This window comes from Bradyrhizobium sp. SEMIA, assembly GCF_014844175.1.
GTDB lineage: Bacteria > Pseudomonadota > Alphaproteobacteria > Rhizobiales > Xanthobacteraceae > Bradyrhizobium > Bradyrhizobium arachidis.
The window spans coordinates 6246164-6267555 of sequence record NZ_CP046601.1; the positions used below are offsets into that span (position 1 = coordinate 6246164).

Annotated in this window: 17 protein-coding genes and 3 pseudogenes; 7 read left to right on the forward strand and 13 right to left on the reverse strand. The window is 65.0% G+C overall.

Annotation, left to right across the window (positions count from 1 at the left end; translation table 11 throughout):
- Positions 1–314 precede the first annotated feature (314 nt).
- Positions 315–497, forward strand: a complete 183-nt coding sequence (locus tag FOM02_RS30255; protein WP_265440426.1) for a hypothetical protein — start codon at positions 315–317, stop codon at positions 495–497.
- Positions 498–680: 183 nt separating this feature from the next.
- On the opposite strand, the gene FOM02_RS30260 is transcribed toward FOM02_RS30255, so the two are convergent.
- The 9 genes and pseudogenes from FOM02_RS30260 to FOM02_RS30300 all read right to left on the reverse strand — a co-directional run bounded on the left by FOM02_RS30260 (position 681) and on the right by FOM02_RS30300 (position 9986).
- Positions 681–1850 carry a Gfo/Idh/MocA family protein gene (locus tag FOM02_RS30260; RefSeq protein WP_265440427.1) on the reverse strand — a complete coding sequence of 390 codons (1170 nt, stop codon included), beginning with the start codon at positions 1848–1850 and terminating at the stop codon, positions 681–683.
- A gap of 229 nt (positions 1851–2079) precedes the next feature.
- Positions 2080–2388 (reverse strand): septal ring lytic transglycosylase RlpA family protein, encoded by a 309-nt coding sequence (locus FOM02_RS30265; protein ID WP_027560456.1) that lies wholly within the window; start codon positions 2386–2388, stop codon positions 2080–2082.
- 104 nt (positions 2389–2492) lie between these two features.
- Positions 2493–3338, reverse strand: a complete 846-nt coding sequence (locus tag FOM02_RS30270; RefSeq protein ID WP_265440428.1) for a CmcJ/NvfI family oxidoreductase — start codon at positions 3336–3338, stop codon at positions 2493–2495.
- Positions 3339–3852: 514 nt separating this feature from the next.
- A complete protein-coding gene (locus tag FOM02_RS30275) occupies positions 3853–4791 on the reverse strand; it encodes an ABC transporter substrate-binding protein (RefSeq protein WP_092212490.1) in 939 nt (312 codons plus the stop codon).
- Positions 4788–5882, reverse strand: coding sequence for an LLM class flavin-dependent oxidoreductase (locus FOM02_RS30280; RefSeq protein WP_027560459.1), 1095 nt, complete (start codon positions 5880–5882; stop codon positions 4788–4790). The genes FOM02_RS30275 and FOM02_RS30280 overlap by 4 nt, the downstream gene beginning before the upstream one ends.
- A gap of 24 nt (positions 5883–5906) precedes the next feature.
- Positions 5907–7079: pseudogene (locus FOM02_RS30285) on the reverse strand (acyl-CoA dehydrogenase family protein).
- Positions 7073–7873 carry an ABC transporter ATP-binding protein gene (locus FOM02_RS30290; RefSeq protein ID WP_027560461.1) on the reverse strand — a complete coding sequence of 267 codons (801 nt, stop codon included), beginning with the start codon at positions 7871–7873 and terminating at the stop codon, positions 7073–7075. Before FOM02_RS30290 ends, FOM02_RS30285 begins: the two are co-directional and overlap by 7 nt.
- Positions 7867–8889 carry an ABC transporter permease gene (locus FOM02_RS30295; RefSeq protein ID WP_027560462.1) on the reverse strand — a complete coding sequence of 341 codons (1023 nt, stop codon included), beginning with the start codon at positions 8887–8889 and terminating at the stop codon, positions 7867–7869. The genes FOM02_RS30290 and FOM02_RS30295 overlap by 7 nt, the downstream gene beginning before the upstream one ends.
- A pseudogene (locus FOM02_RS30300) lies at positions 8867–9986 on the reverse strand (ABC transporter substrate-binding protein). The gene FOM02_RS30295 and the pseudogene FOM02_RS30300 overlap by 23 nt, the downstream one beginning before the upstream one ends.
- A gap of 475 nt (positions 9987–10461) precedes the next feature.
- On the opposite strand from FOM02_RS30300, the gene FOM02_RS30305 reads away from it, so the two are divergent.
- Positions 10462–11442: an ABC transporter substrate-binding protein gene (locus tag FOM02_RS30305; RefSeq protein ID WP_027560464.1), complete on the forward strand. Its 981-nt coding sequence runs from the start codon at positions 10462–10464 to the stop codon at positions 11440–11442.
- Positions 11443–11556: 114 nt separating this feature from the next.
- Here the strand turns inward: FOM02_RS30305 and FOM02_RS30310 are convergent, their stop codons facing one another.
- A complete protein-coding gene (locus FOM02_RS30310; protein WP_027560465.1) occupies positions 11557–11988 on the reverse strand; it encodes a hypothetical protein in 432 nt (143 codons plus the stop codon).
- A gap of 335 nt (positions 11989–12323) precedes the next feature.
- Between FOM02_RS30310 and glgC the strand changes: the two genes are divergently transcribed.
- From glgC to FOM02_RS30325, 3 genes are read left to right on the forward strand one after another with little or no spacing between them, the layout of a single operon-like run.
- A complete protein-coding gene (glgC, locus tag FOM02_RS30315) occupies positions 12324–13586 on the forward strand; it encodes a glucose-1-phosphate adenylyltransferase (RefSeq protein WP_027560466.1) in 1263 nt (420 codons plus the stop codon).
- A complete protein-coding gene (glgA, locus tag FOM02_RS30320; protein ID WP_027560467.1) occupies positions 13583–15040 on the forward strand; it encodes a glycogen synthase GlgA in 1458 nt (485 codons plus the stop codon). The genes glgC and glgA overlap by 4 nt, the downstream gene beginning before the upstream one ends.
- Before the next feature lie 37 nt (positions 15041–15077).
- Positions 15078–15338, forward strand: coding sequence for a SemiSWEET transporter (locus tag FOM02_RS30325; RefSeq protein ID WP_027560468.1), 261 nt, complete (start codon positions 15078–15080; stop codon positions 15336–15338).
- Positions 15339–15385: 47 nt separating this feature from the next.
- On the opposite strand, the pseudogene FOM02_RS30330 reads toward FOM02_RS30325, so the two are convergent.
- Positions 15386–16179, reverse strand: a pseudogene (locus tag FOM02_RS30330) (DODA-type extradiol aromatic ring-opening family dioxygenase).
- A gap of 157 nt (positions 16180–16336) precedes the next feature.
- Here FOM02_RS30330 and FOM02_RS30335 point away from each other — a divergent pair.
- Positions 16337–16516 carry a hypothetical protein gene (locus tag FOM02_RS30335; protein WP_027560470.1) on the forward strand — a complete coding sequence of 60 codons (180 nt, stop codon included), beginning with the start codon at positions 16337–16339 and terminating at the stop codon, positions 16514–16516.
- A gap of 7 nt (positions 16517–16523) precedes the next feature.
- Here the strand turns inward: FOM02_RS30335 and FOM02_RS30340 are convergent, their stop codons facing one another.
- Complete coding sequence (locus FOM02_RS30340) at positions 16524–17996, reverse strand: carboxylesterase/lipase family protein (RefSeq protein ID WP_027560471.1); 1473 nt, start codon at positions 17994–17996, stop codon at positions 16524–16526.
- A gap of 236 nt (positions 17997–18232) precedes the next feature.
- A complete protein-coding gene (locus FOM02_RS30345; RefSeq protein ID WP_231164101.1) occupies positions 18233–18409 on the reverse strand; it encodes a hypothetical protein in 177 nt (58 codons plus the stop codon).
- A gap of 260 nt (positions 18410–18669) precedes the next feature.
- Between FOM02_RS30345 and FOM02_RS30350 the strand changes: the two genes are divergently transcribed.
- On the forward strand, positions 18670–21360 hold the full coding sequence (locus tag FOM02_RS30350) for a flavin-containing monooxygenase (protein WP_027560473.1): 2691 nt from the start codon (positions 18670–18672) through the stop codon (positions 21358–21360).
- The last annotated feature ends 32 nt before the right edge of the window (positions 21361–21392 follow it).

Sequence of the window (21392 nt, forward strand, 5' to 3'; positions counted from 1 at the left end):
GGATCCGGTGTTCCCGCTGCCGAAGGGCTCGACTTACGGGGCGTGAGGCGGTGGGCCCTCTCCCTTTGGAGTGAATAACTCGCCAGACCGGCGAAGTGCTGAGAGGTTCACGTCACGCGCGAACCTCTCACGGATTAACTTGGGGCGACAGCCCCTTCATCCGGTGTTGCCCCCTCATTTCGTTTCACGCTGCTTTCACGCCTTAATTCGATTTAAGGCCGAGGATCATCACGCGCAGGACCGGCTCGCATAGCGGCCTGTCCGGCCGGAATCAGAAATTTCTCAGGTCGTGAAATCCAGCGATGGGGGTGAAGATGCCCGCCATTTTCGAATTGCTCTACAAGGAATACTGCCGCGCCCGCCTGGCGGAAATGCGCAAACAGCTTCTGCTCACCGGCAAGCGTGATGAACTCGTTCTGCCGGACGACGACTTTGCCGATCCGGATGCCGAGACGGACGCGGAGCACGAAGCGGAGTTGAACCGCACCAGAAAATAGCCGCCTCTCCTCGCGTCAGCAGCCTTTGAGAGAGGCCGCACTTTTCAGGAGGCAACAATGAACACGCCCGAATTCTATACTGCGTCGATTGCCTGTCTCTCGTGCATGACCATCGCGATCATGATCGCGGTCGGGGCCTGGTAAGCGACAGCCCCCGGCGAGCAGCGGGCGCGTGGCAACGGCCTACAGCGCCACGCGTTTCCCCTCTTCCGCGGCCCAATAGCCGGCGTAGTTCACCTTGATCGTCTCATAGGCCAGCGCGAGATCCGACAGCGGCTGCCGTCCGCTCGCGGCGCATTCCATGAAATCCTGGATCTCCTGCAAATAGCCGCGCGTCCATTCCTCCTCCAGGCACACATATTGCCAACCGGTTTTGCGGTCGACCTTCTCGGTGATGTAGACGCTGGCGAGCTTCTCCTCGGAGGTCTGGTAGCTCATCAGATGGGTGTTCGGCGTGATATTGGCGAACAGCGACCCGCCGGAGGTGTAGGTCTCGATCAGGTTGCGCACGCCGCCCATGATCATGTCGCCGGAGAACACGGTGGCCTTGGTGCCGTCGGAGAAGGTCGCGGTGAGCGTGCCCCAATCCTCGACATCGACGGGATTGGCCTTGATATAGGTGCGCTCCTCCGGCTTCAGGACGGCCGTGACATTGCCGACATCGCAGGTGACGCTGGCGACACGGATGCTCTCGCCGCGCGCTTTGGCTTCGACCTGCTTCAGATACAGCACCGCCGAGAGCGGATGGCAGCCCATGCGGATCAGCGAGCCGCCGCCAGTCATCGCCCATTGCGCCGCATGCGCCGCGTGCGAGCCGGAATGGCTCTCCTCGCCCTTCATGAACAGGATCTTGTCCTTGGTCGCCTTGATGATCTCCGCGATCTTGGTCACCGCCGGCGCGTAGATCCAGTCCTCGGCATACATGAAGAGTTTGCCGGTCCGCTCGATCGCGGCGCGTGTCGCGTCCATCTCCTCCAGCACGCGCTGATACATCAGCGCCTTCGGCACATGTTTGCCGATCGGCTGCTTGTCGCTCTCGCGGCCGAAATAGCCCGCGAACGGCTTTTCGCAGATCACGTGCTTGCCGGCCTGCATGCTGGCGACGATCATCCGGGCATGGAGGTTGGGCGGGGTGCAGATGTCGATGACATCGAGCTCGCGGTCCGCGATCAATTCGGCAAAGCTGCGATAAACGCGCGGAATATTGTGATGCTGGGCGAACGCGACAACTTTGTCGCCGCGCGCGGCCACCGCCGCGACCTCGACATCAACGCCATAGACGCGCCGGAACGCATACATATGCAGCTCCGACACGAAGCCGCAGCCGACGAGCCCAACCCTGATCTTGGCCATACGAATTCCCCCCCTTGTCGCTGAGGGCATTATAGCCAATTCGACGCAGTTTCTACGGTGATTAAACTGCGATGCGAGCTCTCGCCCCCTCATCCTGAGGAGCGCGGAACGCGCGTCTCGAAGGATGAAGGGCCCCCGCTGTGGCCTCGCCCTTCGAGACGCCGCGCAAGAGCGCTGCTCCTCAGGGTGAGGAGCAGCAGGGTCGCTTGCCGCAATAATGATGGACGCGCTATTCCACCGACACCCGCACCACGCCGGCGCTCATCATGCCGAGCGCGCGGGCGGCCGGCACCGAGAGATCGACGATCCGGCCGCGGATGAAGGGGCCGCGATCGTTGACGCGGCACTGGATCGTGCGTCCGCTGTAGGACACCTTGAGCACGCTGCCGAACGGACGCGTACGGTGGGCGCAGGTCAATTCGCCCCGGCCGGCTTTTGCATAGCTGTAATAGGAGGCCAGTCCACTTTCGGCCTGTGCAACTGAAATAACGGCGAGAAATGAGGTTAAACAAAGCAAAAATGTCGTTTGCGCTCGCACGGCACCGCTCCCGGTTTGCCCTGCCCGGCGCTGCAAACGTCGCTTTGTTCCCTTAAGTTCCCAAAACACTGCCGCGCAATGCGCGGCAGTGCCATCACACATTGTTACGATTTGTGAAAGACCAGCGTGCGCACCTCGATGCTCTCGCGCGGCGCCGCATCCCGGGGCGTGTTCGGATCGGCGAAGGCGGTGTGGGGCCCGAAGCGCGTGCGGCCGTCGGTTGCGGAATCATAGCATTTGAGCAGCAGCGCCTCGTCCGGCGTCATCTCGGGGAAATAGAACCAGCGATGGTTCGGATTGTATTTCACCGAATAGGTCTCGCCGCGACGGTTGGGATAGATCAGGTCGGAGGCGACGAGATCATCCGGCGCGACCGTCGTGCCGTCAGCCATCGCCAGCGGTGAATCGCGTAGAGGTCCGCGGATCGGCCGCCACAGATTGATCACCTGCACGCGGCCCTTCAGCAGCTCCTCGGCCTCGTCGGGCAGATGCTCGCGCACGCGGTTGGCGCCGGAGACAATGGTCTGGTCGACATGGACGCGCGTTGCAGGCTGGCGCGGCCCGCCGCCGCGAATGTCGGCCGCGCCCTCGACACGCTTGCGCACGGTGTGATCGAAGATCACGACGCGATCCGCCTTCAGCGTCGCGCGCAGGAAGGCTCCGACGGCGGGATAATAGACGGTGCGGATTTCCTCGTCGTTGTAAAAGTCCTTCACGCGGGTCGGATGCCGCACCAGTGCAAAGCCCTCGCGGTCGAGCGAGAAATTGTCGGCGATCAGGCGCGCATCGAAGATCGGCACCTGGTGCGGCTCCGGCAGTGACGTGCTCTTGGGCTCGCCGGGCGGCGGATCGAAAGCATAGGTGCGCGGCTTGCCTGATGTCGGCGCGAGATAGTTGAGTTCAGCGGTGACGAAGGGAAGCGACTCGATTTTTGTTTCTTGCAGGCCCATGGCCGGTCTCCCGATGTGGTCGTCGTATTGATTTTTGAGGAGACGCAGCGTGGCGCAAGGGAGGTGGTGCAAATAGCAATGGCGATGTCGGCGCGGGCTGGGAATGGAGAAGGAATATTTCGAAGAAGGCGACTGGGTGAGAAACCTGCTCCTTTCTCACGAGTCCTTGAAATGCCTGTGAGAGCGCTTCTTCCTTCTCCCCTTGTGGGAGAAGGTGGCGCGAAACGCCGGATCAGGGGTTCTCTATCCGCGACCGCAGTCTCGTAGGGTGGGCAAAGCGAAGCGTGCCCACGGCTTCTGTCATCGAGGAGTGATAGTGGGCACGGCGCAAGTGCGCCGTTGCCCACCCTACGCTTCCGAACTCGCGGAGAGAGACCCCTCACCCGTCTCGCCGCTACGCCATGGCCGATGCAGAGCATCGGCGTTCTTGAGACACGGCGGCCAAAGGCCGCCTATGCCCCCTCTCCCACAAGGGGAGAGGGAAGGTACCGCGTCCAGGAACATGAAAGTGCGCTTACAATCCTGCCTTCGCGATCGCATCCGCAAACGAGCGGTCCACGATATCCGCCGCATCGAGCTTCTGCTTGATCAAGCCCCAGCGGAAATAGAGGTCGATCGTACCCTGCTCATCGGCGACCACGCCGTCGTCGATCGGAGCGATCCGGATCTTTGCGCGCGAGAGCCAGTTTTGCGGGACCGCGGTCGGGATGTTCATCAGTCTGCCCCAGGTCGCGGCATAGCTGTCGATATTGTTCAGCGACCACGCCCGCGCGGCGGTGAGCCGCCGGACGAAGTCCGTGAGCTCCGCCCGCTTGTCGCGGATCGCGTCGGGCCGCGCCACCTGGAAGCTGAGACCCGGCGTCAGGCCTTCGGAGGTGATGATGCGGCGCGATTTGAACAGCACCTCCTCCTGGCTCACATAAGGCTCCCAGGTCGACCAGGCATCGACCGAGCCTTGCGTGTAGGCGATCTTGGCATCGGAGGGCGCGAGGAACGCGATCTGCACGTCGCTCGCACTCCAGCCGTTCTTCTCGAGCGCGGCCAGGATGAGTTGATGGCCGATCGAGCCGCGGCCGGTTGCGATTTTCTTACCGCGCAGATCGGCGAAGCTCCTGATCGGCGAATTCTCGGGTACCAGGATGGCAAGCCCCTCGCGCGTCTGCCGGATCGCGGCGATCGCCTTCACCGGCGCGCCGGAGGCGGCGGCGAAGGTGAAGGGCGCATCGCCCACAAGCCCGGTCTCGATCGCCCCGGCGCTGAGCGCCTCCAGCAGCGGGGCTGCCGCCGGAAACTCCCTCCACTCGATCTTGTACGGCACGTCCTTGAGCACGCCGGCCGCTTCCATCACGGCCTGCGAATTGCCCTTCTGGTCGCCGACGCGAAGCGTCGTTTGCGCGCCGGCAAGGTCAGCGCCCGCAAACGCGAGCGCTACAGCAACAATGAACCGGATCATTCCGCCGCGATCCCCCGCTGCTGGTCGCGTGCAGCGATCAGCTTGCGCGTCAGCGGGATCAGCTCGCGGCCATACTCGATGGCATCGGGAAGCGGATCGAAGCCGCGGATCAGGAAATGGCCGACGCCGAGATCGTAGTAATCGGCGAACACCTCCGCGACCTGCTCGGGGGTGCCGACCAGCGCGGTGGTGTTGCTGTTGGCGCCGGTGAGCTTTGCGATCCCGGTCCACAGCCGCTTGTCGATGCGCGCGCCCTGATCGGCGAGCGCCAGCAGCCGCTTGGCGCCGTCGGTGGCGTGATTGGGCCGGCGGTAGCCGGTCTGGTCCTGGAGCGCGGTGGCACGTTCCAGGATCTCCTCCGCCTTCTTCCAGGCGGCCTGCTCGGTGTCGGCGAGGATCGGCCGCACCGACAGGCTGAAGCGCGGCGTCGGCCGCCCGTACCTGACGGCTGCATTATGAACGCGCGCCGTGACGTCGCGCACCTGCGCATAGGATTCGCCCCACAGCGCGAACGTATCGGCATGCTTGCCCGCGACCTCGATCGCGGCATCCGAGCCGCCGCCGACGAAGGTGTAGATGCCGCCCGTCTGAACCGGCTTCACCTGCGAGAAGCCATTCTCGACAGTGTAGTATTTTCCGCTGTAGTTGAACGGCCTCTCGCTGGTCCATTCCAGCCGCACCACGTCGAGGAACTCACTGGTGCGGGCGTAGCGCTCGTCCTTGTCGTCGAGCGTGTTGCCGTCCTGCCTGAGCTCGATGGCGTTGCCGCCGGTGATGACGTGCAGCGAGACGCGGCCGCCATAGAGCTGGTCGAGCGTGGCAAGCTGGCGCGCCAGCAGCGTCGGCGCGGTGAAGCCCGGCCGCTGCGCGATCATCACCTTGAGCTTCTTCGTGATAGTCAGCACATGCTGAGCGACCTGCAATGCATCGGGCGTCGTCGAATGGAACGCCAGCAGCGCGCGGTCGAAGCCGGCGAGCTCATGCGCCTTCGCTACGGTCTCGATATAGTTCGGATCGAGCACCGGGCCTTGGCGCACGATGGTCTCGGAAGCATTGCTGTTGGCGATAAAGCCGATGAACTCGACGGACATCAGTGAAACTCCATTCGGGATTGGTCAGATGCCCAGCGCGACGCGCCCGGCGGAGATTTTGGTGGCATCGTCCTGGGGGGTGTGGACGCGGCCGCAGAGCACGTCGCGATAATGCCGCTCCAGCGGATTTTTTCGCGAAAGACCGTGATTGCTGGTCAGCGACAGGGCGTCCTCCACCGCGGCCACGGCGTTGTTGGTCACCGTCAACTTGACGATGTTGGACTCGATCGCGCTGAGCTGCAAGCCATCGTCGAAATCGGACGCAAAGCCGTCGATCAAACGTGCGTTGACTGCGAGCTTCGCCTCGATGCCGCCGAGAATTTCCTGGGCGCGCGGCAGGCTCGCCAGCGGCGCGCCGAGATTGGCCGGCACCCGCGTCTTCAGGAAATTGATCAGCCAGTCCCGCGCCGCACGCGCGATGCCGTCATAGATCGCCGCGACGAAGATGGTATGTACGGTGGCCTGCGCGACGTCGGGCGCGCGCCAGTTGGCGGGCTTGCGGACATCGACTTCGGCATCGAGCGGGATCACGACGTCGTCGAAGATGACGTCATGGCTGCCGCTGGCGCGCAGGCCGTAATGATCCCAGGTCTCGACGATGCGCGTGCCCGGAAGGCCTGCCGGCACCAGGAATTGGCCGACGCGCGGCTCGGCCTCGTCGGTGCGGGCCCAGACCAGATACCATTTCAGGATCGGCGATCCCGTCGAATAGATCTTGTGACCGGAGAGACGCCAGCCGGTTTCGGTCCGCCGCACGATCGTCGCCGGCAGGCCGCCGCGCGCGGGCGAGCGAGCTCGGGCTCGACGCGCAGCGCGTTGATCACGCGCAAGGCCCTCGACACTCTCGCGCGCGAGCTTGCGCGACAGTCGCGCCGGCCAGGTCGGGCTCCGCGCCATCACGAGATGGTTGATGTAATGCATCGACAGCACCAGTGCGGTCGACGCATCGGCCTTGCCGATGATACCGAGGATTTTCGCGGCGTATCGTGCGCCCGCACCGCCGCCGCCATGGGCCGCCGGCACGGTCAACGACAACAGCCCCGCCTCGGACAGCTCGCGAAAATTCTCGAACGGGAAGCTGCCGGTGCGATCGTGCTCGGCGGCGCGCGCGGCAAAACCTTCGGCAAGCGTCTCGGCGCGCGCAATGAAGTCGGGCTCGTTATGGGCTGCCCGGCCCTGGACTGCGGTTGTCACCATGTGGCGTCCAACCCCAGCAAGCCAAGGATCTGGCGGCGCAGATCGGCCAGATACGGGTCGCCGCGATGGCGCGGATAGGGCCGGTCGACACGGATGTCGGCCTTCACCCGCGCGGGCCGCTCGCTGAAGACGATGACACGGTTGGCGAGCACCAGCGCTTCCTCGGCATCGTGCGTGACGAGGAGCGTGGTAAAGCCCTTGCGCTGCCACAGCGAGACCAGCTCGGCCTGCATCGTGATGCGGGTCAGCGAGTCCAGTTTGCCGAGCGGCTCGTCGAGGATGAGGATCTTGGGATCATTGACCAGCGCCCGCGCCAGTGCGACGCGCTGCGCCATGCCGCCGGAGAGCTGGTGCGGATAGGCATTGCGGAACGATGCCAAGCCAACCAGATCGAGCGCGTCGTCGACGCGCTGCCGCTGGCTCTTCAAAATGCCCTGGGCCTCGAGGCCCAGGGCGACGTTGTCCCAGACCGACCGCCAGGGAAATAGCGTCGGATCCTGGAACACGACCACGCGCGAGGGATGCGGCCGGGTGATGCGGGCCTCGTCCTCGCGCAGCGTACCCGTCTTGGGCTTGTCGAGGCCGGCGACGAGCCGCAGCAAGGTCGACTTGCCGCAGCCGGATGGCCCGAGCAGCGCGACGAACTCGCCGGGCTCGACCGCGATGCTGACGTCGCTGAGGACAGGCAATTCAGTGCCATCGATGTCGAAGGCGTGGCTGACCTGCTCGATGTCGAGCGCGGCGCCGGCGGCCGGATGGGTGATCGCTTCGGCGAGAGCAGCTGCGGCTACCATTTCACGGTCCCCTTCTGCCAGACCAGCAGGCGGTCGCGGATCGCAAACAGCAGCGTGATCGCGCCGGAACAGAGCAGCGACATCACGATCAGCGCCGCATACATGTTGGCGTAGGCCGCCCAGCCCTGCACCCATTGCAGGTACCAGCCGAGGCCCGCCTTGACGCCGATCATCTCGGCGACGACGAGCACCGCGAAGGACGAGCCAAGCCCCATGAACAGGCCGACGAAGACGTGCGGTAGCGCCGCGGGGATCGCGACCTTCAGCACCAGGAAGGACGGTCTTGCCCCCAGCGTGCGCGCGACATCGTAATAGGCGTTACTGACGCTTGCGACGCCCGACCAGGTCAGCACCGTGACTGGGAAGCCGGTTGCGAGCGCGATCAGAAAGGTCGAGGCGCTCCAGCTCGATGGGAACGTGAAGAAGGCGATCGGCAGCCAGGCCGTCGCCGGCAGCGGGCCGATGAAGCGCAGCACCGGATGCACCCAATAGCCGACCGCGCGCGACCAGCCGATCGAGACGCCGGTGAGAAAGCCGATGGTCGCGCCGATCAGATAACCGCCGAGCTGGAGCCCGACCGAGGCGAACACGCTGTCGAGCAGCTTTGGCAGATCGTCGGTATAGACCTCGATGATCGACTGCGGCGGCGGAAAGAACGGCAGCGGCAGCCAGGCGAACTTTGCGGTGGCAACTTCCCAGAGCGTCAGGAATGCGCCGAGCGCGACCAGCCAGGGCGCGCGCGTGTTCAGCGCTTTTCCAGCCGATCCCAGATAATCGGCGCCGACGGTGCCGAACAGCGCGACGGCCGCGATGACGAAGGCGGCGATGCCGAGCGAATGCGTGCGCGACCAGTCGCCGACATCCGGCCACCACAGGCAGGAAACGCCGAAGCCGATCCAGGCGAGGCTGGCGAGAATGCCGACGCCGGAGTCCCGCAACCAGGTCGCCAGCAGCGGCGCGCGCGACACACGCGGCGCGCCGGAGGCGAGGCCATCAGACAGCGAATACGTCGACATAGATGCGCTCCGCGAATTTGGCCGTGTCGGTGCTCTGCTTGAACACCTGCACGCTCTTGAGGTCGTCGGCATAGGCCTTGAGCTCGCGCTTCAGGATGTCGCCGACGGGATGATGATGGTGGGTGTGATAGCGCACCATGCCCTCGATATCGGCGAGCGTGGCCGCCTTCGGCGCATAGGGCCGGAACGATTTCGCAGCGACGGTCGGGTTCTGCGCGGTGAACATGGCCGCATCGAGCAGCGCCTGCGTGATCGCGCGCGCGACCTGCGGCTCCTCGCGCACGAGGCTGCCGCGCAGGCCGACGATGCAGCAGCTCTTGTCGCGGTACTCGCCGTCGAGATTGGAGGCGACCTCCTTGTACTGGCTGTCCTTCAGCCAGAGATAGGCCAGCGGGTCGGACGACAGGAACGCCTGCACCTCGCCCTTCTCCACGGCGACGTTGAGCAAATTGCCGGGATAGGCGCGCCAGTCGACGTCCTTGTTCGGGTCGATGCCGAGTTTTGCCAGCTGGATCGAGAAGAAGTTCTTGTCGGGCCCGCCGAGATCGCCGACGGCGACGATCTTGCCCTTGAGGTCGGCAAGCTTGGCGACGCTCGAGTCGGCGCGCGTCAGAACGCGCATACAGCCGCCATGGGTGCCGGCGGCGATCTTGACGTCAAAGCCCTGCTCCAGCGGCTTCAGCCAGCGCAGCGCCATGCCGAGACCGGCATCGCTTTTTCCCGTTGCGATCGCCTCGAGCAGCTGGTCGGTCGAGCCGGAATAATTGACGAGCTCGACGTCGAGATTCTGCTTCTGGAAGAAGCCGTGCTCGATCGCGACCGGCAATGGCGCGAGGCACACCGCGCCGGCATTCCACGACAGCTTCAGCTTACGCGGGGCACCCATCAGCGCGGGCGCATCAGATGCCGTCCGGCACAGCGGGAATTCCGAGAAGTCGATTGCAGGCGCGATGGCGCGCGGCGCAAAGGCCTGCGCTGCCCCGAAGGCACGAGCGGCGCGGCGCACGGCCGCAGCCAGCCCGGGCCGCAGCCAGCCCGGCCTGGAGCAGGTGGCGGCGGTCGAGCCCCGAACCGCCGCGCTTGTTGTCGTTATCCATCAGTCCCCACTCCTGCGCTGGCACGGCTCCGCCATGCGCGCAACGGTTCGCGTTGCGCATGTTCCGTGCGGAGCTGCGTTGAGAGAAATTTGTTCCGTCGGCGTTTTCGCGCCGCGTTGATACGATGCGCAAATCATGCGGCGCACACGCGGCATCGTCAATGAAATGGAATTTCGAATGTAGCGCGAAGCGAAGTCATTCTCTCCATCAGCGCGCGCAGCCACGATGAAACGATTTCTGCCGATGTATCGGCCGGCAGAACGCGACGCGGCCCCTCGCCTGCTTCATTCCCGCGCATCTTGACGCTGCACGCACGACACGTTCTCGAAAGCTGCGCTGCGCAGAAACGTCCTTGCCCGATGCGTGCACAATACGAATGGCCATTTCATTGACTGCGTATCGCGCGATCATAGACTTGATCGTCTCGCTGCATCGCTCGCTCACGCGTCGTGAGCAAAGCAACAAGACAGGCCACATGAGCATCAACTCCGACGATCATTCCATCACCCGCCGGCTCGCCGCATCGCTGCTTGCCGCCGCCATCACGCTGTCGACCGCCGCGGCTGCATTCGCCGCCGACACGGTGGTGCTGCGCGTCGGCGACCAGAAGGGCGGCAATCGCTCGCTGCTCGACATCTCCGGCTATGCGAAGGACCTGCCCTACAAGATCGAATGGTCGGAATTCCCGGCGGCGGCTCCCATCCTGGAAGCGCTCAACGCCGGCGCGCTCGATGTCGGCTACACCGGCGATCTCTCGTTCCTGTCGGTCTACGCGGCCGGCGCGCCGATCAAGGCGATCGGCGGCACGCGTTCGGATGCGAAGACGCAAGCAATCCTGGTGCGCCAGGATTCGCCGATCAAGTCGGCGGCCGACCTCAAGGGCAAGCGCCTGGCCGGCACGCGCGGCGGCTGGGGCCAGTTCCTGATCGACGCGACCTTGGAGAAGGCGCAGATCAAGCTGGAGGATGCGACCTTCGCGCCGCTCGGCCCTGTCGACGCCAAGATCGCGCTGGTCGCCGGCTCGATCGATGCCTGGGCGGTGTGGGAGCCCTATGTCTCGTTCGCGACCTTGAAGGACAAGGCGCGCGTGATCGCCGACGGCGAGGGCCTGACGCCGACCATCACCTTCATCGTCGCCTCCGATAACGCCATCGCCACCAAGCGTGCGGCAGTGCAGGATCTCGTGCAGCGGCTGAACAAGGCGCGGCTGTGGTCGCTCGACCATCTCGGCGAATATGCCAAGAACACCGCCGAGCTGACCAGGCTGCCGGAGGACGTGCTGCTCTCCGCCTACACCGCCCAGCGCACCAGCCCGATCGTGATCGACGAGAACGTGGTGAAGGAAATCCAGCAAGCGTCCGACCGCTCGACGCGCTACGGCATCCTGCCGAAGACGTTAGACGTCAGCAAAGCCGTCGACCGCAGCTTCACCGCCGCGGCGGCGGGATCGAACTAGGCGGAAGCAGCGGGATGCGCGGACCTCGCTTCAAAGCCGGCCCGCTGCATCTCGCCGCGATCGTGCTCATGCATTTCGCCTGCATGAGCCTGATCGTGTGGCTGTCGCTCTAACTTACCAATATCCGTAGGACCGGTAGTAGCCGTAGCGATAGCCGTAATACGGACGGTAGGGCCGATAATATCTGGGGTAAGCGTAGGCCGGTCCGTAGCCGTAATAGGCCGGCGCATAACCATAACCAGAGCCATAGCCATAGCCGTAGCCCGGATAGCCGTAGCCGCCGTAATACGGACCGCCACCATAATAGCCATAGCCGTAAGGCGCGGTGCTGGCGGCGATAGCGCCACCGATGATTGCGCCGGCCGCGAGACCGCCGAGGCCCCAGCCCCAGCCGCCGCGCCAATACACCTGCGTGACGTCATCGCCGGCCGCGGCCTTCATGGTCGCGACATTGGTCGGCATCGGCGCCGCATTGGCCTGACCGATTTGACCGGCCATGACCGCGCCCGCCAGCGAACAGGCAATTGCCGTTTTCCAGATCCTCATCGTCGTGCTCCCTGTCTGACGTTTGCTTGGAAATGGGATCGCGCAGGCATGATCGGGCATCCTTGCGCCAAGTCAAAGCCTGTTTCTCAAAGCCTGGATTTTGCGTGCGGCGCACAAGACGCGGCCGACCGGCGCGCGATGCCGCGTCCGGCCGCACCGATATGACACCGGGACGACGGCGCGACGGGCCCGGCCTCCGCGGCAAAGCATTAAGCTTCCCGTGTGTTCGCAACCAACAACCACCTTCCCGATTTACTATTCGTACCGTTACTATCGGTTCCAATGCGCGCGGCGGGGAAGCCTCTCGCGAAGCGCCAGAGCTGTGGGAGGATCACATGAGTGCCGCGAGACCCGAGCCGCTTGCCCGTCAGGCGCTGGCGTTCGTCCTGGCCGGCGGACGCGGCAGCCGGCTCCTGGAGCTGACCGACCGGCGCGCCAAGCCCGCGGTCTATTTCGGCGGCAAGTCCCGCATCATCGATTTCGCGCTGTCCAACGCGGTGAACTCCGGCATCCGCCGCCTCGCGGTCGCCACCCAGTACAAGGCGCACAGCCTGATCCGGCATCTTCAGATGGGCTGGAACTTCTTCCGACCCGAGCGTAACGAGAGTTTCGACATCCTCCCGGCCAGCCAGCGCGTGTCGGAGAGCATGTGGTATGTCGGCACGGCGGATGCCGTGTACCAGAACATCGACATCATCGAGTCGCACAACGCCCGCTTCATCGTGGTGCTCGCCGGCGACCACATCTACAAGATGGATTACGAGGTGATGCTGCGCCAGCACGTCGACAGCGGCGCAGACGTCACCGTCGGCTGTCTCGAAATGCCGCGTGTGGAATCCTCGGGCTTTGGCATCATGCATATCGACGAGAACGGCTGGATCCAGGAGTTCCTGGAGAAGCCCAAGGATCCACCGCCGATGCCGGGCAAGCCTGATGTCTCGCTCGCCAGCATGGGCATCTACGTGTTCGACGCGAAATTCCTCTACGAGGAGCTCAAGCGCGACGCTGCAGATCCGAACTCCAACCACGATTTCGGCAAGGACATCATTCCCTACATCGTCAAGAACGGCCGCGCCATCGCGCACCAGTTCTCGAGCTCCTGCGTCCGCTCCGGCGACGACCCGCGCGCCTATTGGCGCGATGTCGGCACGGTCGATGCCTACTGGGCTGCCAATATCGACCTGACCGACGTGGTGCCCGAGCTCGACCTGTTCGACCGCGCCTGGCCGATCTGGTCCTATGCCGAGATCACCCCGCCCGCGAAATTCGTCCATGACGAGGAGAGCCGGCGCGGCCAGGCCGTGAGCTCGCTGGTGTCGGGCGGCTGCATCATCTCCGGCGCCTCGCTGCGCCGCTCGCTGCTGTTCACCGGCGTGCGCGTCAACTCTTACGCCAATGTCGAGAACGCCGTGATCATGCCTTACGTCCATGTCGGGCGCGGCGCTCGCTTAAAGAACGTCGTGATCGATCGCGGCGTCGAGATTCCCGAAGGCCTCGTCGTCGGCGAGGACCCGGAATTCGACGCCAAGCGCTTCCGCACCACCGAGCAGGGCATCTCGCTGATCACCCAGCCGATGATCGACAGGCTCAATACATGACGCCTGTTCGCGTCCTCGCGGTCGCCTCCGAAGTCTATCCCATCGTCAAGACCGGCGGCCTCGCCGATGTCGCCGGCGCGTTGCCGATCGCGCTCAAGGCGCACGGCGTCGAGATGCGCACCTTGATGCCGGGCTATCCCGACGTGATGCGGCTGCTCGCGGGCGCGGATGAGATCCGGCGCTGGCCGGATTATTTCGGCGGTCCCGGACGCCTGCTCGCCGGCTCCCATGACGGGCTCGACCTGTTCGTGCTCGACGTGCCGCATCTCTATGCGCGGCCCGGCAATCCCTACGTCACCACCGACGGCGTCGACTGGGCCGACAACGGCATCCGCTTCGCCGCGCTGTCGCGCATCGCGGCCGATATCGGCCACGGCCTCGTCCCCGCTTTCGTGCCCGACGTCGTCCATGCCCACGACTGGCAGGCCGGACTCGCGCCGGCCTATCTGCACTACGACAACCGTCCGCGGCCCGGCACCGTGATGACGATCCACAACATGGCCTATCAGGGCAAGTTCGACCGCGCACTGATCGGCGCGATCGGCCTGCCCTGGGCGTCCTCGTTCGACGTCCATGGCCTCGAATATTTCGGCGGCATCAGCTTTCTGAAAGCCGGCCTCCAACTCGCCGATCGCATCACCACGGTGTCGCCGACCTACGCGCGGGAGATCCAGAGCGACGAAGGCGGCATGGGTCTCGGCGGCCTGTTGCGCGAACGCGCCGACGTGCTCAGCGGCATCCTCAACGGCATCGACACCGAGGTATGGAATCCGCAAACCGATCCGCACATCGCCTATCGTTTCGGCGCCGGAGACCTGACGTTCCGGGCCGCGAACAAGGCGGTGCTTCAGCAGCAGTTCAATCTGGATTCCTCGGACGAAGCGCCGCTGCTCGGCGTCATCAGCCGCCTGTCCTGGCAGAAGGGGCTCGATCTGCTGCTGGAGGCCATTCCCACCATCCTGGGCGAAGGCATGCAGCTCGCGCTGCTCGGCAGCGGCGACCGCGATCTCCAGGAGAGCTATCAGGCCGCCGCCCGCACCAATCCCGGGCGGATCGGCGTCATGATCGGCTATGACGAGGTTTTGGCGCATCTGGTCCAGGCCGGCTCGGATGCGCTGATCGTGCCCTCGCGTTTCGAGCCGTGCGGCCTGACCCAGCTCTGCGCGCTGCGCTATGGCGCTGTGCCGATCGTCTCCCGCGTCGGTGGTCTCGAAGACACCATCGTCGATATCGGCGAGGCCGATGCGTCGGACCGCGATGCCACCGGATTCAAGTTCGGCCCCGTGACCACCAATGCCCTCGTCGGCACGCTGCGCAAGGCCAACACCGTCTTCCACGACAAGCTGACCTGGCGCCGGCTGCAACTGAGCGGCCTTGCCACCGACGTTTCCTGGCGCAACCGCGCCGGCGACTATGCCGCGCTGTATCGCGATCTCATGGTGTCGCGCACCTGAGTCATGACCGCCGTCGAATCCATGCTATAGAGCGCGCATGGAACCATTCGTGATCAAGCTGATCGGCTTTGCCGCCGCCACCTGCACCACCGTGGCCTACGCGCCGCAGGCCATCAAGGTGTGGAAGACCCGCTCCACCGGCGACATCTCGCTCGGCATGTTCCTGGTCATGGTGCTGGGCCTCGCGCTCTGGCTGATCTACGGCCTGCTCAGCGGCGACGGCCCACTGATCGCCTCGAACGCCGTCACCATGCTGCTCGCCGGCGGCATTCTCGTGATGAAGCTTCGCTACGGGTGAAGCTGTCTTCGCCGCTCCCCGCAAGCGGGGAGAGCAAGAAGAAGTCATTACCCAAACACGTACGACGCCATCGCGACGTTCGCGACCTCGTCGACGAAGACGCGCTTGCCGACATCGCTGCCGGCGGCACCGGCGGCCACCATCAACGGCAGCAGATGGTCCTCGCGGGGATGTGCAAGGCGTGCGCTCGGCGCGCTCTCCCAGTCGACCAGCATCGCGTTGCGGCGCGCCGCATCCGGGTTGCTGATAGCCTCGTTCAGATAGGCCTCGAAATCATACGAGACCGGCTTGGACTCCGCACGGCCGAAGCCGCGCATGTTGTGATAGTCAGCCCGCTGCCGACGATCAGAACGCCCTCGTCGCGGAGCGATGCGATCGCCTGTCCGACCTTGATGTGCTCGGCCGCGTCGTAAGTCGATTTCAGCGACAGCAGCACGATCGGCATGTCGGCGTTCGGATACATCAGGCCGAGCGGCACGAAGGTGCCGTGATCGAAGCCCTGGTTGGGATCCTCCCGGCAATCGAGGCCCGCATGCTTGAGCAGCGCCCTCACCCTGGCTGCAAGCTCGGGCTTGCCCGGCGCCGGATATTTCAGGTGATAGGTATGCTCGGGGAAACCGTAATAGTCGTAGACCATCGGCGGATGCGCCGAGGTCGACACGGTGAAGGCGTCGGCCTCCCAATGTCCGGTGATGACGAGCACGGCCTTGGGCCTTTCCGGCAGCAGCTGCGGCAACCGGCCGAACGCTTCGGCGGTCTTCGCATATTGCACCCGTCTGTCCTCCATGAACGGCCAGGGGCCGCCGCCGTGCGACAGGAACAGGGTCGGAAATCGCGTCATGGGTAAAGGCCCGGCTCAAAGACAACATGCGCGTGTAGCAGCTGCGCATCGGCGGCGAGCATAGGCAAACCGGCATGGTTAGCAAGTCGTTAACGATTTGCCTCGCAGAATCCCGGCTGTGTGGCCGAAGCAGTCGGCCGGTTGCCAGGGACGTGAGATGAGGAAGTTTGCGCTGGGGGACGTCGTTAACAGTGACAAGGGCCGCCGCGGCGTCGTTCGCGCCGCGTTCAAGTCGCGGGAAGGCCAGCAGTTCTATGCCGTCGAGAAGGACGGCGCGGTGGACTATCTGGAGGAAGACCGGCTGAGCCCGGCGCCGCGCGTCGAGCTCGCGGCCTAATTCCAACTCATTTTCTGCCCTCACCTGCGAGCCGGTCGAGACGCTCTGACAAGGGGTCGTCTCCGCTCGCGATGCGGTCGTTCGTGATCAGGAGCAGGCGATCGCGGTCTGCGGCCGCGTCCCAGCGTGGCAAGTCGGGACCGTTGGGATCGCCGCTTTTTACAAAGTTGATCCAGTAGCTGCGCATGCGGCTTGCGACCTCTCGGTCGCGCCGTGAGAAGATGCCCGCACCCGGCACGCCTTCCACGCCGAAGATCAACTGCAACTCCCGCCCGTGGCCGCCTTCGGGATTTGCACGCCGCGCTTCCGGCACGTAGGCGAAGCGATAGCGAAACGTCGGCGCGCCGCTTGCGGCATGCAGGCGGGCCAGCAGCCGCACCGGCTCGGAGAAGACCTTGTCGGTGTAGAACCGCGCCGCGAGCTCCGAAGGCTTGGCGAGATCGGGATAAAGCTTGCGCAACACCTCGCTCGTGGCACCTGATGCTGCGAGCGCCTCCTTGAGGTCGAGCTCGCTATCAAAGCCCGTCTCGTCATCGTTCGAGCCGATGATCAGGGGAATGCGGCCTTCATGCCCGGCCGCAAAGCCTTCGGCAACATCTCCGCTCACCAGAGCTCCATCGATGAATGGCGCAAAGCCGTGCGGTGATTTTTCGAGCAGATGTTTTTGGGCGGCAAGCAGGCGCGGCGGCTCGGCCGCGCGCAAATCAGTCTGCGATCCGAGCGCCGCTGCGAACTGCCGGCTCACGACTTCCGCCTCCTGGGCCGAGCGCAGTCGGCTACGGCCCGGCACCGATTGCAGGATGGCTTTCTGAAACAGATCGCGCGATGGCGCCGATAGCATCAACAGCGCGATCGACGTCGCGCCTGCGTCGCTACCAAACAGGGTGACATTGCCGGGATCGCCGCCGAAGGCCGCGATGTTGTCGTGGACCCAGTGCAGCGCCGCGATCTGGTCCATCAGCCCGTAATTGCCGGAGCCGCCGTCCGACAATTCGGAATGGCTGAGCCAGCCGAGCGCGCCGAGGCGATAATTCACGGTCACCACGATGAGGCCGGCCTGTGCGAGCTTTGCGCCGTCGAACAGCGGATCGTTCGCCGTGCCTGAGACGAACCCGCCGCCATGGATGAAGACCATCACCGGCAGCGGGCCATCGACCCCGAACGGACGGAACACGTTCAGCGTCAGGCAATCCTCGCTCGTATCAGGCAGCGACGGCTGAAGGCACGGCGCGCCGTAATCGTAGACGGTGTGCATCTCCGAGCTCTCGACGGTCGCCTGCGGCGCCCGCCAACGTAGCGCGCCGACCGGCGGCGCCGCATAGGCCAACCCCTTGAACGAGGCCACCTCGCCTTCGACGGCGCCCAGCATCTGCCCCTCACGCGTCAGCGCGAAGGGGAACTGTCCGACCGGCTGCGCGAAGGCGAAGCCGGCACAGCAAAGGAGCGCGGACGTCGTGATGAGCGTGAGCAGGGACCGCATCTTGAGGGATCTCAATGCGCGGAAAGGGTTCCTGGCGAGGTTACGTCTTGGATGCGCGAAGAGGCAAGCACCGCCGCGTTCTTACTTCTGCCCGGCGATGCGAAGCATCGTCCGGTGCGATCCGGGTGAGGGGGTACAGGTCTCGCGGCAGTCGCACGCGCGGAGAGAAGCCCCTCACCCGAACCCTCTCCCCGTAAGAACGGGGCGAGGGAGCGCACCGTCACCGCGGCCGCCGCCTAACCGCTCTTCGCAATGATCTCCGCCAGCGCGCGCCTTGCGATGATGCCGAGCTCGCCGAGCGTGGAATGTCCCGCCTTTGCCGCCTCGATCAGGCGCTCGGCGATGAACCTGCGGCTGTCGTGATCGCCGCCATGCGGCAATTGGCGGCACGTCTCCTCCAGGACGACGTCCATGTTCGCTTTGGTTCGCTCACTCAACTCTGTCATGACGCCCTGGGCACGCGTGGCTTGTAGCCGCAAGCATACACAGAAGGATGTGCTCTGATTAGCCCGGACAATCCCGGCGATTGTGCATTGCGGTGCGTGTATCGCCGCAATCTTCGCGCGGCCACGATCGCGCCGCGAATGACTACCGAAGATTGCATTTGTCCTGATGACAGACCAGGCCTGCAGGGCTAGCCTGCCGGCAAAACAAACTACACGGGAGGAATACCATGCCAGACGCAATGGTCGCCGCACGTGAGTCCAAGGCGGCGAGTGGAACAGCCCAACAAGTCGACGTTGCCGTGGTCGGCGCCGGATTTGCCGGCCTCTATCTTCTCCATCGCCTGCGCAAGGCCGGCCTCTCGGCCGTCGCGCTCGAAGAAGCCGGCGATGTCGGCGGCACCTGGTACTGGAACCGCTATCCCGGCGCGCGCTGCGATATCCAGACCATCGACTACAGCTACACCTTCGACCCGGAACTGGAGAGCGCCTGGACCTGGTCGGAGAAATACGCGACCCAGCCCGAGATCCTGCGCTATCTCGGTTTCGTCGCCGATCGCTACGAGTTGCGTCGCGACATCCGCTTCAACACCAAGGTAACGGAAGCCAAGTGGGACGAGCAGGCCGAACGCTGGCAGCTCACCACCAGCAATGGCGCACCGGTTTCCGCTCGTCATTACGTCATGGCCACCGGCTGCCTCTCCGCGCCAAAGCCGCCGGAGATCGACGGCGTGAAGGATTTCAAAGGCGAGGTCTATTTCACCGGGCGCTGGCCGCATGACGGCGTCAACCTCGCGGGAAAACGCGTCGCGGTGATCGGCACCGGCTCCTCGGCGATCCAGTCGATCCCGATCATCGCCGAGCAGGCCGCGCATCTGACCGTATTCCAGCGCACGCCGAATTTCGCGCTGCCCGCCCATAACGGCCCCTCGCCGGCCGATCGCATGGACATGTTCCAGAGCGACCGCGCGGCCTATCGCGAGCAGGCGCGCCAGTCGATGACCGGCGTGCCCTATCCGCAGCAGACCGTCGTGAGCTGGCAGCTCAGCGATGCCGAGCGTCGTGAGCGGTTCGAACGCGCCTGGGCAGCCGGTGACCTCGTCCACATCCTGACGCAGCTTTGGGCTGACCAGGCGGTCGACGTCGACGGCAACAAGATCGTCCAGGACCTGATCCGCGAAAAGATCCGTGCTGCCGTCAAGGATCCCGAGACGGCGGCGGCGCTGATGCCGGACGATCATCCCTTCGGTGCCAAGCGTCCCTGCCTCGACACCAATTACTATGCGACCTACAACCGGCCGAACGTCACGCTGGTCAATCTGCGCCAGGAGCCGATCAAGGCGATCACCGGAAGCGGCATCACCACCGGCAAGCGCAATTTCGACGTCGACGTCATCGTGTTCGCGACCGGCTTCGACGCCATGACCGGCGCGATCCGCGCTGTGCATCCGATCACCGGACGCGGCGGCAAGTCGCTCACCGATGTCTGGGCGCAGGGGCCGCAGAGCTATCTCGGGCTCACGGTCGAGGGCTTCCCGAACTTCTTCATGATCACCGGGCCCGGCAGCCCGTCGGTGCTCTCGAACATGGCGGTGTCGATCGAGCAGCATGTCGACTGGGTGGTCGATCGCCTCGCCGCATTGCGTGATGCCGGCTTCACCACGATGGAGCCGACCGAGACGGCGCAGGCCGCCTGGGGTCGGCACATGGCTGACTGCTCGATGGTGACGCTGCACCGGCTCGCCAACACCTGGTACACGGGCGCCAACGTGCCGGGCAAGATCCAGGGCCTGATGCCCTATACCGGCGGCGTCGGCCCCTATCGCAGCATCTGCGACGAGGTCACGAACCGCGGCATGCTCGGCTTCAAGCTCGGCGGCCCCAATGTCGCCCCGCAATGCAACGACGGCGAGGTGGTGAAGCTGCAGCCGGACGTGCGGCTGGTGCTGAACCTGCTGGCGTCGCTGAACCTGCCGCCGATCGAGTCGATGGGCGCGATCGGCGCGCGCGCCTTCGTCAACGAGTTCAACAAGGGGCGCCCGGCGGGACGCCCGATCGGCGAGATCGTCGACGGCACCCTGCCCGGCGCCGATGGCCCGCTGCCCTATCGCGCCTACAAGCCGGCGACGCCGGGGCCGCATCCGGTCGTGGTCTATTTCCACGGCGGTGGCTGGGTGCTCGGAGACGAACAGTCCGACGAGCCGTTCTGTCGCGACATGGTGCGCAGGACCGGCATGATGTTCGTCAGCGTCGGCTACCGCCACGCGCCGGAGCATCGTTTCCCGGCCGCGGCCGAAGACGGCTATGCGGCGGCGCGCTGGATCGCCGAGCACGCCACCGAGCTCGGCGGCAGACCGGGACCGGTGCTGGTCGCGGGCTGGAGCGCCGGCGGCAACATCGCCGCCGTCACCTGCCAGCTCGCGCGCGACCGCGGCGGGCCTGAGATCGCCGGCCAATTGCTAGTGTGTCCGGTCACCGACTGCACCTATGATCGCCCGTCCTACAACGACAATGCGACCGGCTATTTCCTGACGCGCTCGTTGATGTACTGGTTCTGGGACCTCTACTGCTCACCGGCCGACCGCACCGATCCGCGCGTCTCGCCGCTGCGTGGCAAGGTTTCAGGGTTACCGCCGGCCTTCGTCGTCACCTGCGAGTTCGATCCCTTGCGCGACGAGGGCATCGCCTATGCCGAAGCAATGGCTGCTGCCGGCGTCCCGGTCGAACAGCTCAAGGCGCGCGGCCATTTCCACTCGTCCTTTGCGATGGTCGACGTGGTGATCACCGGCGTCCAGGGCCGCGTGCAGATGGCCGAAGCCCTGCGACGCTTTGCGGAGCTTCCGCCGGAGGTCAGCCGCGGCGACGAGACCAGCCACGGTCATGTCAGTCCGGGGCACAAGATCGCAGCGGCCGCAAGCTGACGGCAACAAGGCGGCCGGGAACCTTTTCCCGG

What these genes read in the sequence shown, in the direction of transcription:
- FOM02_RS30270 (WP_265440428.1), bottom strand. Translation starts at nt 3,338, where the DNA reads ATGGGCCTGCAAGAAACAAAAATCGAGTCGCTTCCCTTCGTCACCGCT.
- FOM02_RS30280 (WP_027560459.1), bottom strand. Translation starts at nt 5,882, where the DNA reads ATGTCCGTCGAGTTCATCGGCTTTATCGCCAACAGCAATGCTTCCGAG.
- glgC (WP_027560466.1), top strand. Translation starts at nt 12,324, where the DNA reads ATGAGTGCCGCGAGACCCGAGCCGCTTGCCCGTCAGGCGCTGGCGTTC.
- FOM02_RS30335 (WP_027560470.1), top strand. Translation starts at nt 16,337, where the DNA reads ATGAGGAAGTTTGCGCTGGGGGACGTCGTTAACAGTGACAAGGGCCGC.
- FOM02_RS30295 (WP_027560462.1), bottom strand. Translation starts at nt 8,889, where the DNA reads ATGTCGACGTATTCGCTGTCTGATGGCCTCGCCTCCGGCGCGCCGCGT.
- glgA (WP_027560467.1), top strand. Translation starts at nt 13,583, where the DNA reads ATGACGCCTGTTCGCGTCCTCGCGGTCGCCTCCGAAGTCTATCCCATC.
- FOM02_RS30260 (WP_265440427.1), bottom strand. Translation starts at nt 1,850, where the DNA reads ATGGCCAAGATCAGGGTTGGGCTCGTCGGCTGCGGCTTCGTGTCGGAG.
- FOM02_RS30340 (WP_027560471.1), bottom strand. Translation starts at nt 17,996, where the DNA reads ATGCGGTCCCTGCTCACGCTCATCACGACGTCCGCGCTCCTTTGCTGT.
- FOM02_RS30310 (WP_027560465.1), bottom strand. Translation starts at nt 11,988, where the DNA reads ATGAGGATCTGGAAAACGGCAATTGCCTGTTCGCTGGCGGGCGCGGTC.
- FOM02_RS30350 (WP_027560473.1), top strand. Translation starts at nt 18,670, where the DNA reads ATGCCAGACGCAATGGTCGCCGCACGTGAGTCCAAGGCGGCGAGTGGA.
- FOM02_RS30345 (WP_231164101.1), bottom strand. Translation starts at nt 18,409, where the DNA reads ATGGACGTCGTCCTGGAGGAGACGTGCCGCCAATTGCCGCATGGCGGC.
- FOM02_RS30275 (WP_092212490.1), bottom strand. Translation starts at nt 4,791, where the DNA reads ATGATCCGGTTCATTGTTGCTGTAGCGCTCGCGTTTGCGGGCGCTGAC.
- FOM02_RS30325 (WP_027560468.1), top strand. Translation starts at nt 15,078, where the DNA reads ATGGAACCATTCGTGATCAAGCTGATCGGCTTTGCCGCCGCCACCTGC.
- FOM02_RS30305 (WP_027560464.1), top strand. Translation starts at nt 10,462, where the DNA reads ATGAGCATCAACTCCGACGATCATTCCATCACCCGCCGGCTCGCCGCA.
- FOM02_RS30255 (WP_265440426.1), top strand. Translation starts at nt 315, where the DNA reads ATGCCCGCCATTTTCGAATTGCTCTACAAGGAATACTGCCGCGCCCGC.
- FOM02_RS30290 (WP_027560461.1), bottom strand. Translation starts at nt 7,873, where the DNA reads ATGGTAGCCGCAGCTGCTCTCGCCGAAGCGATCACCCATCCGGCCGCC.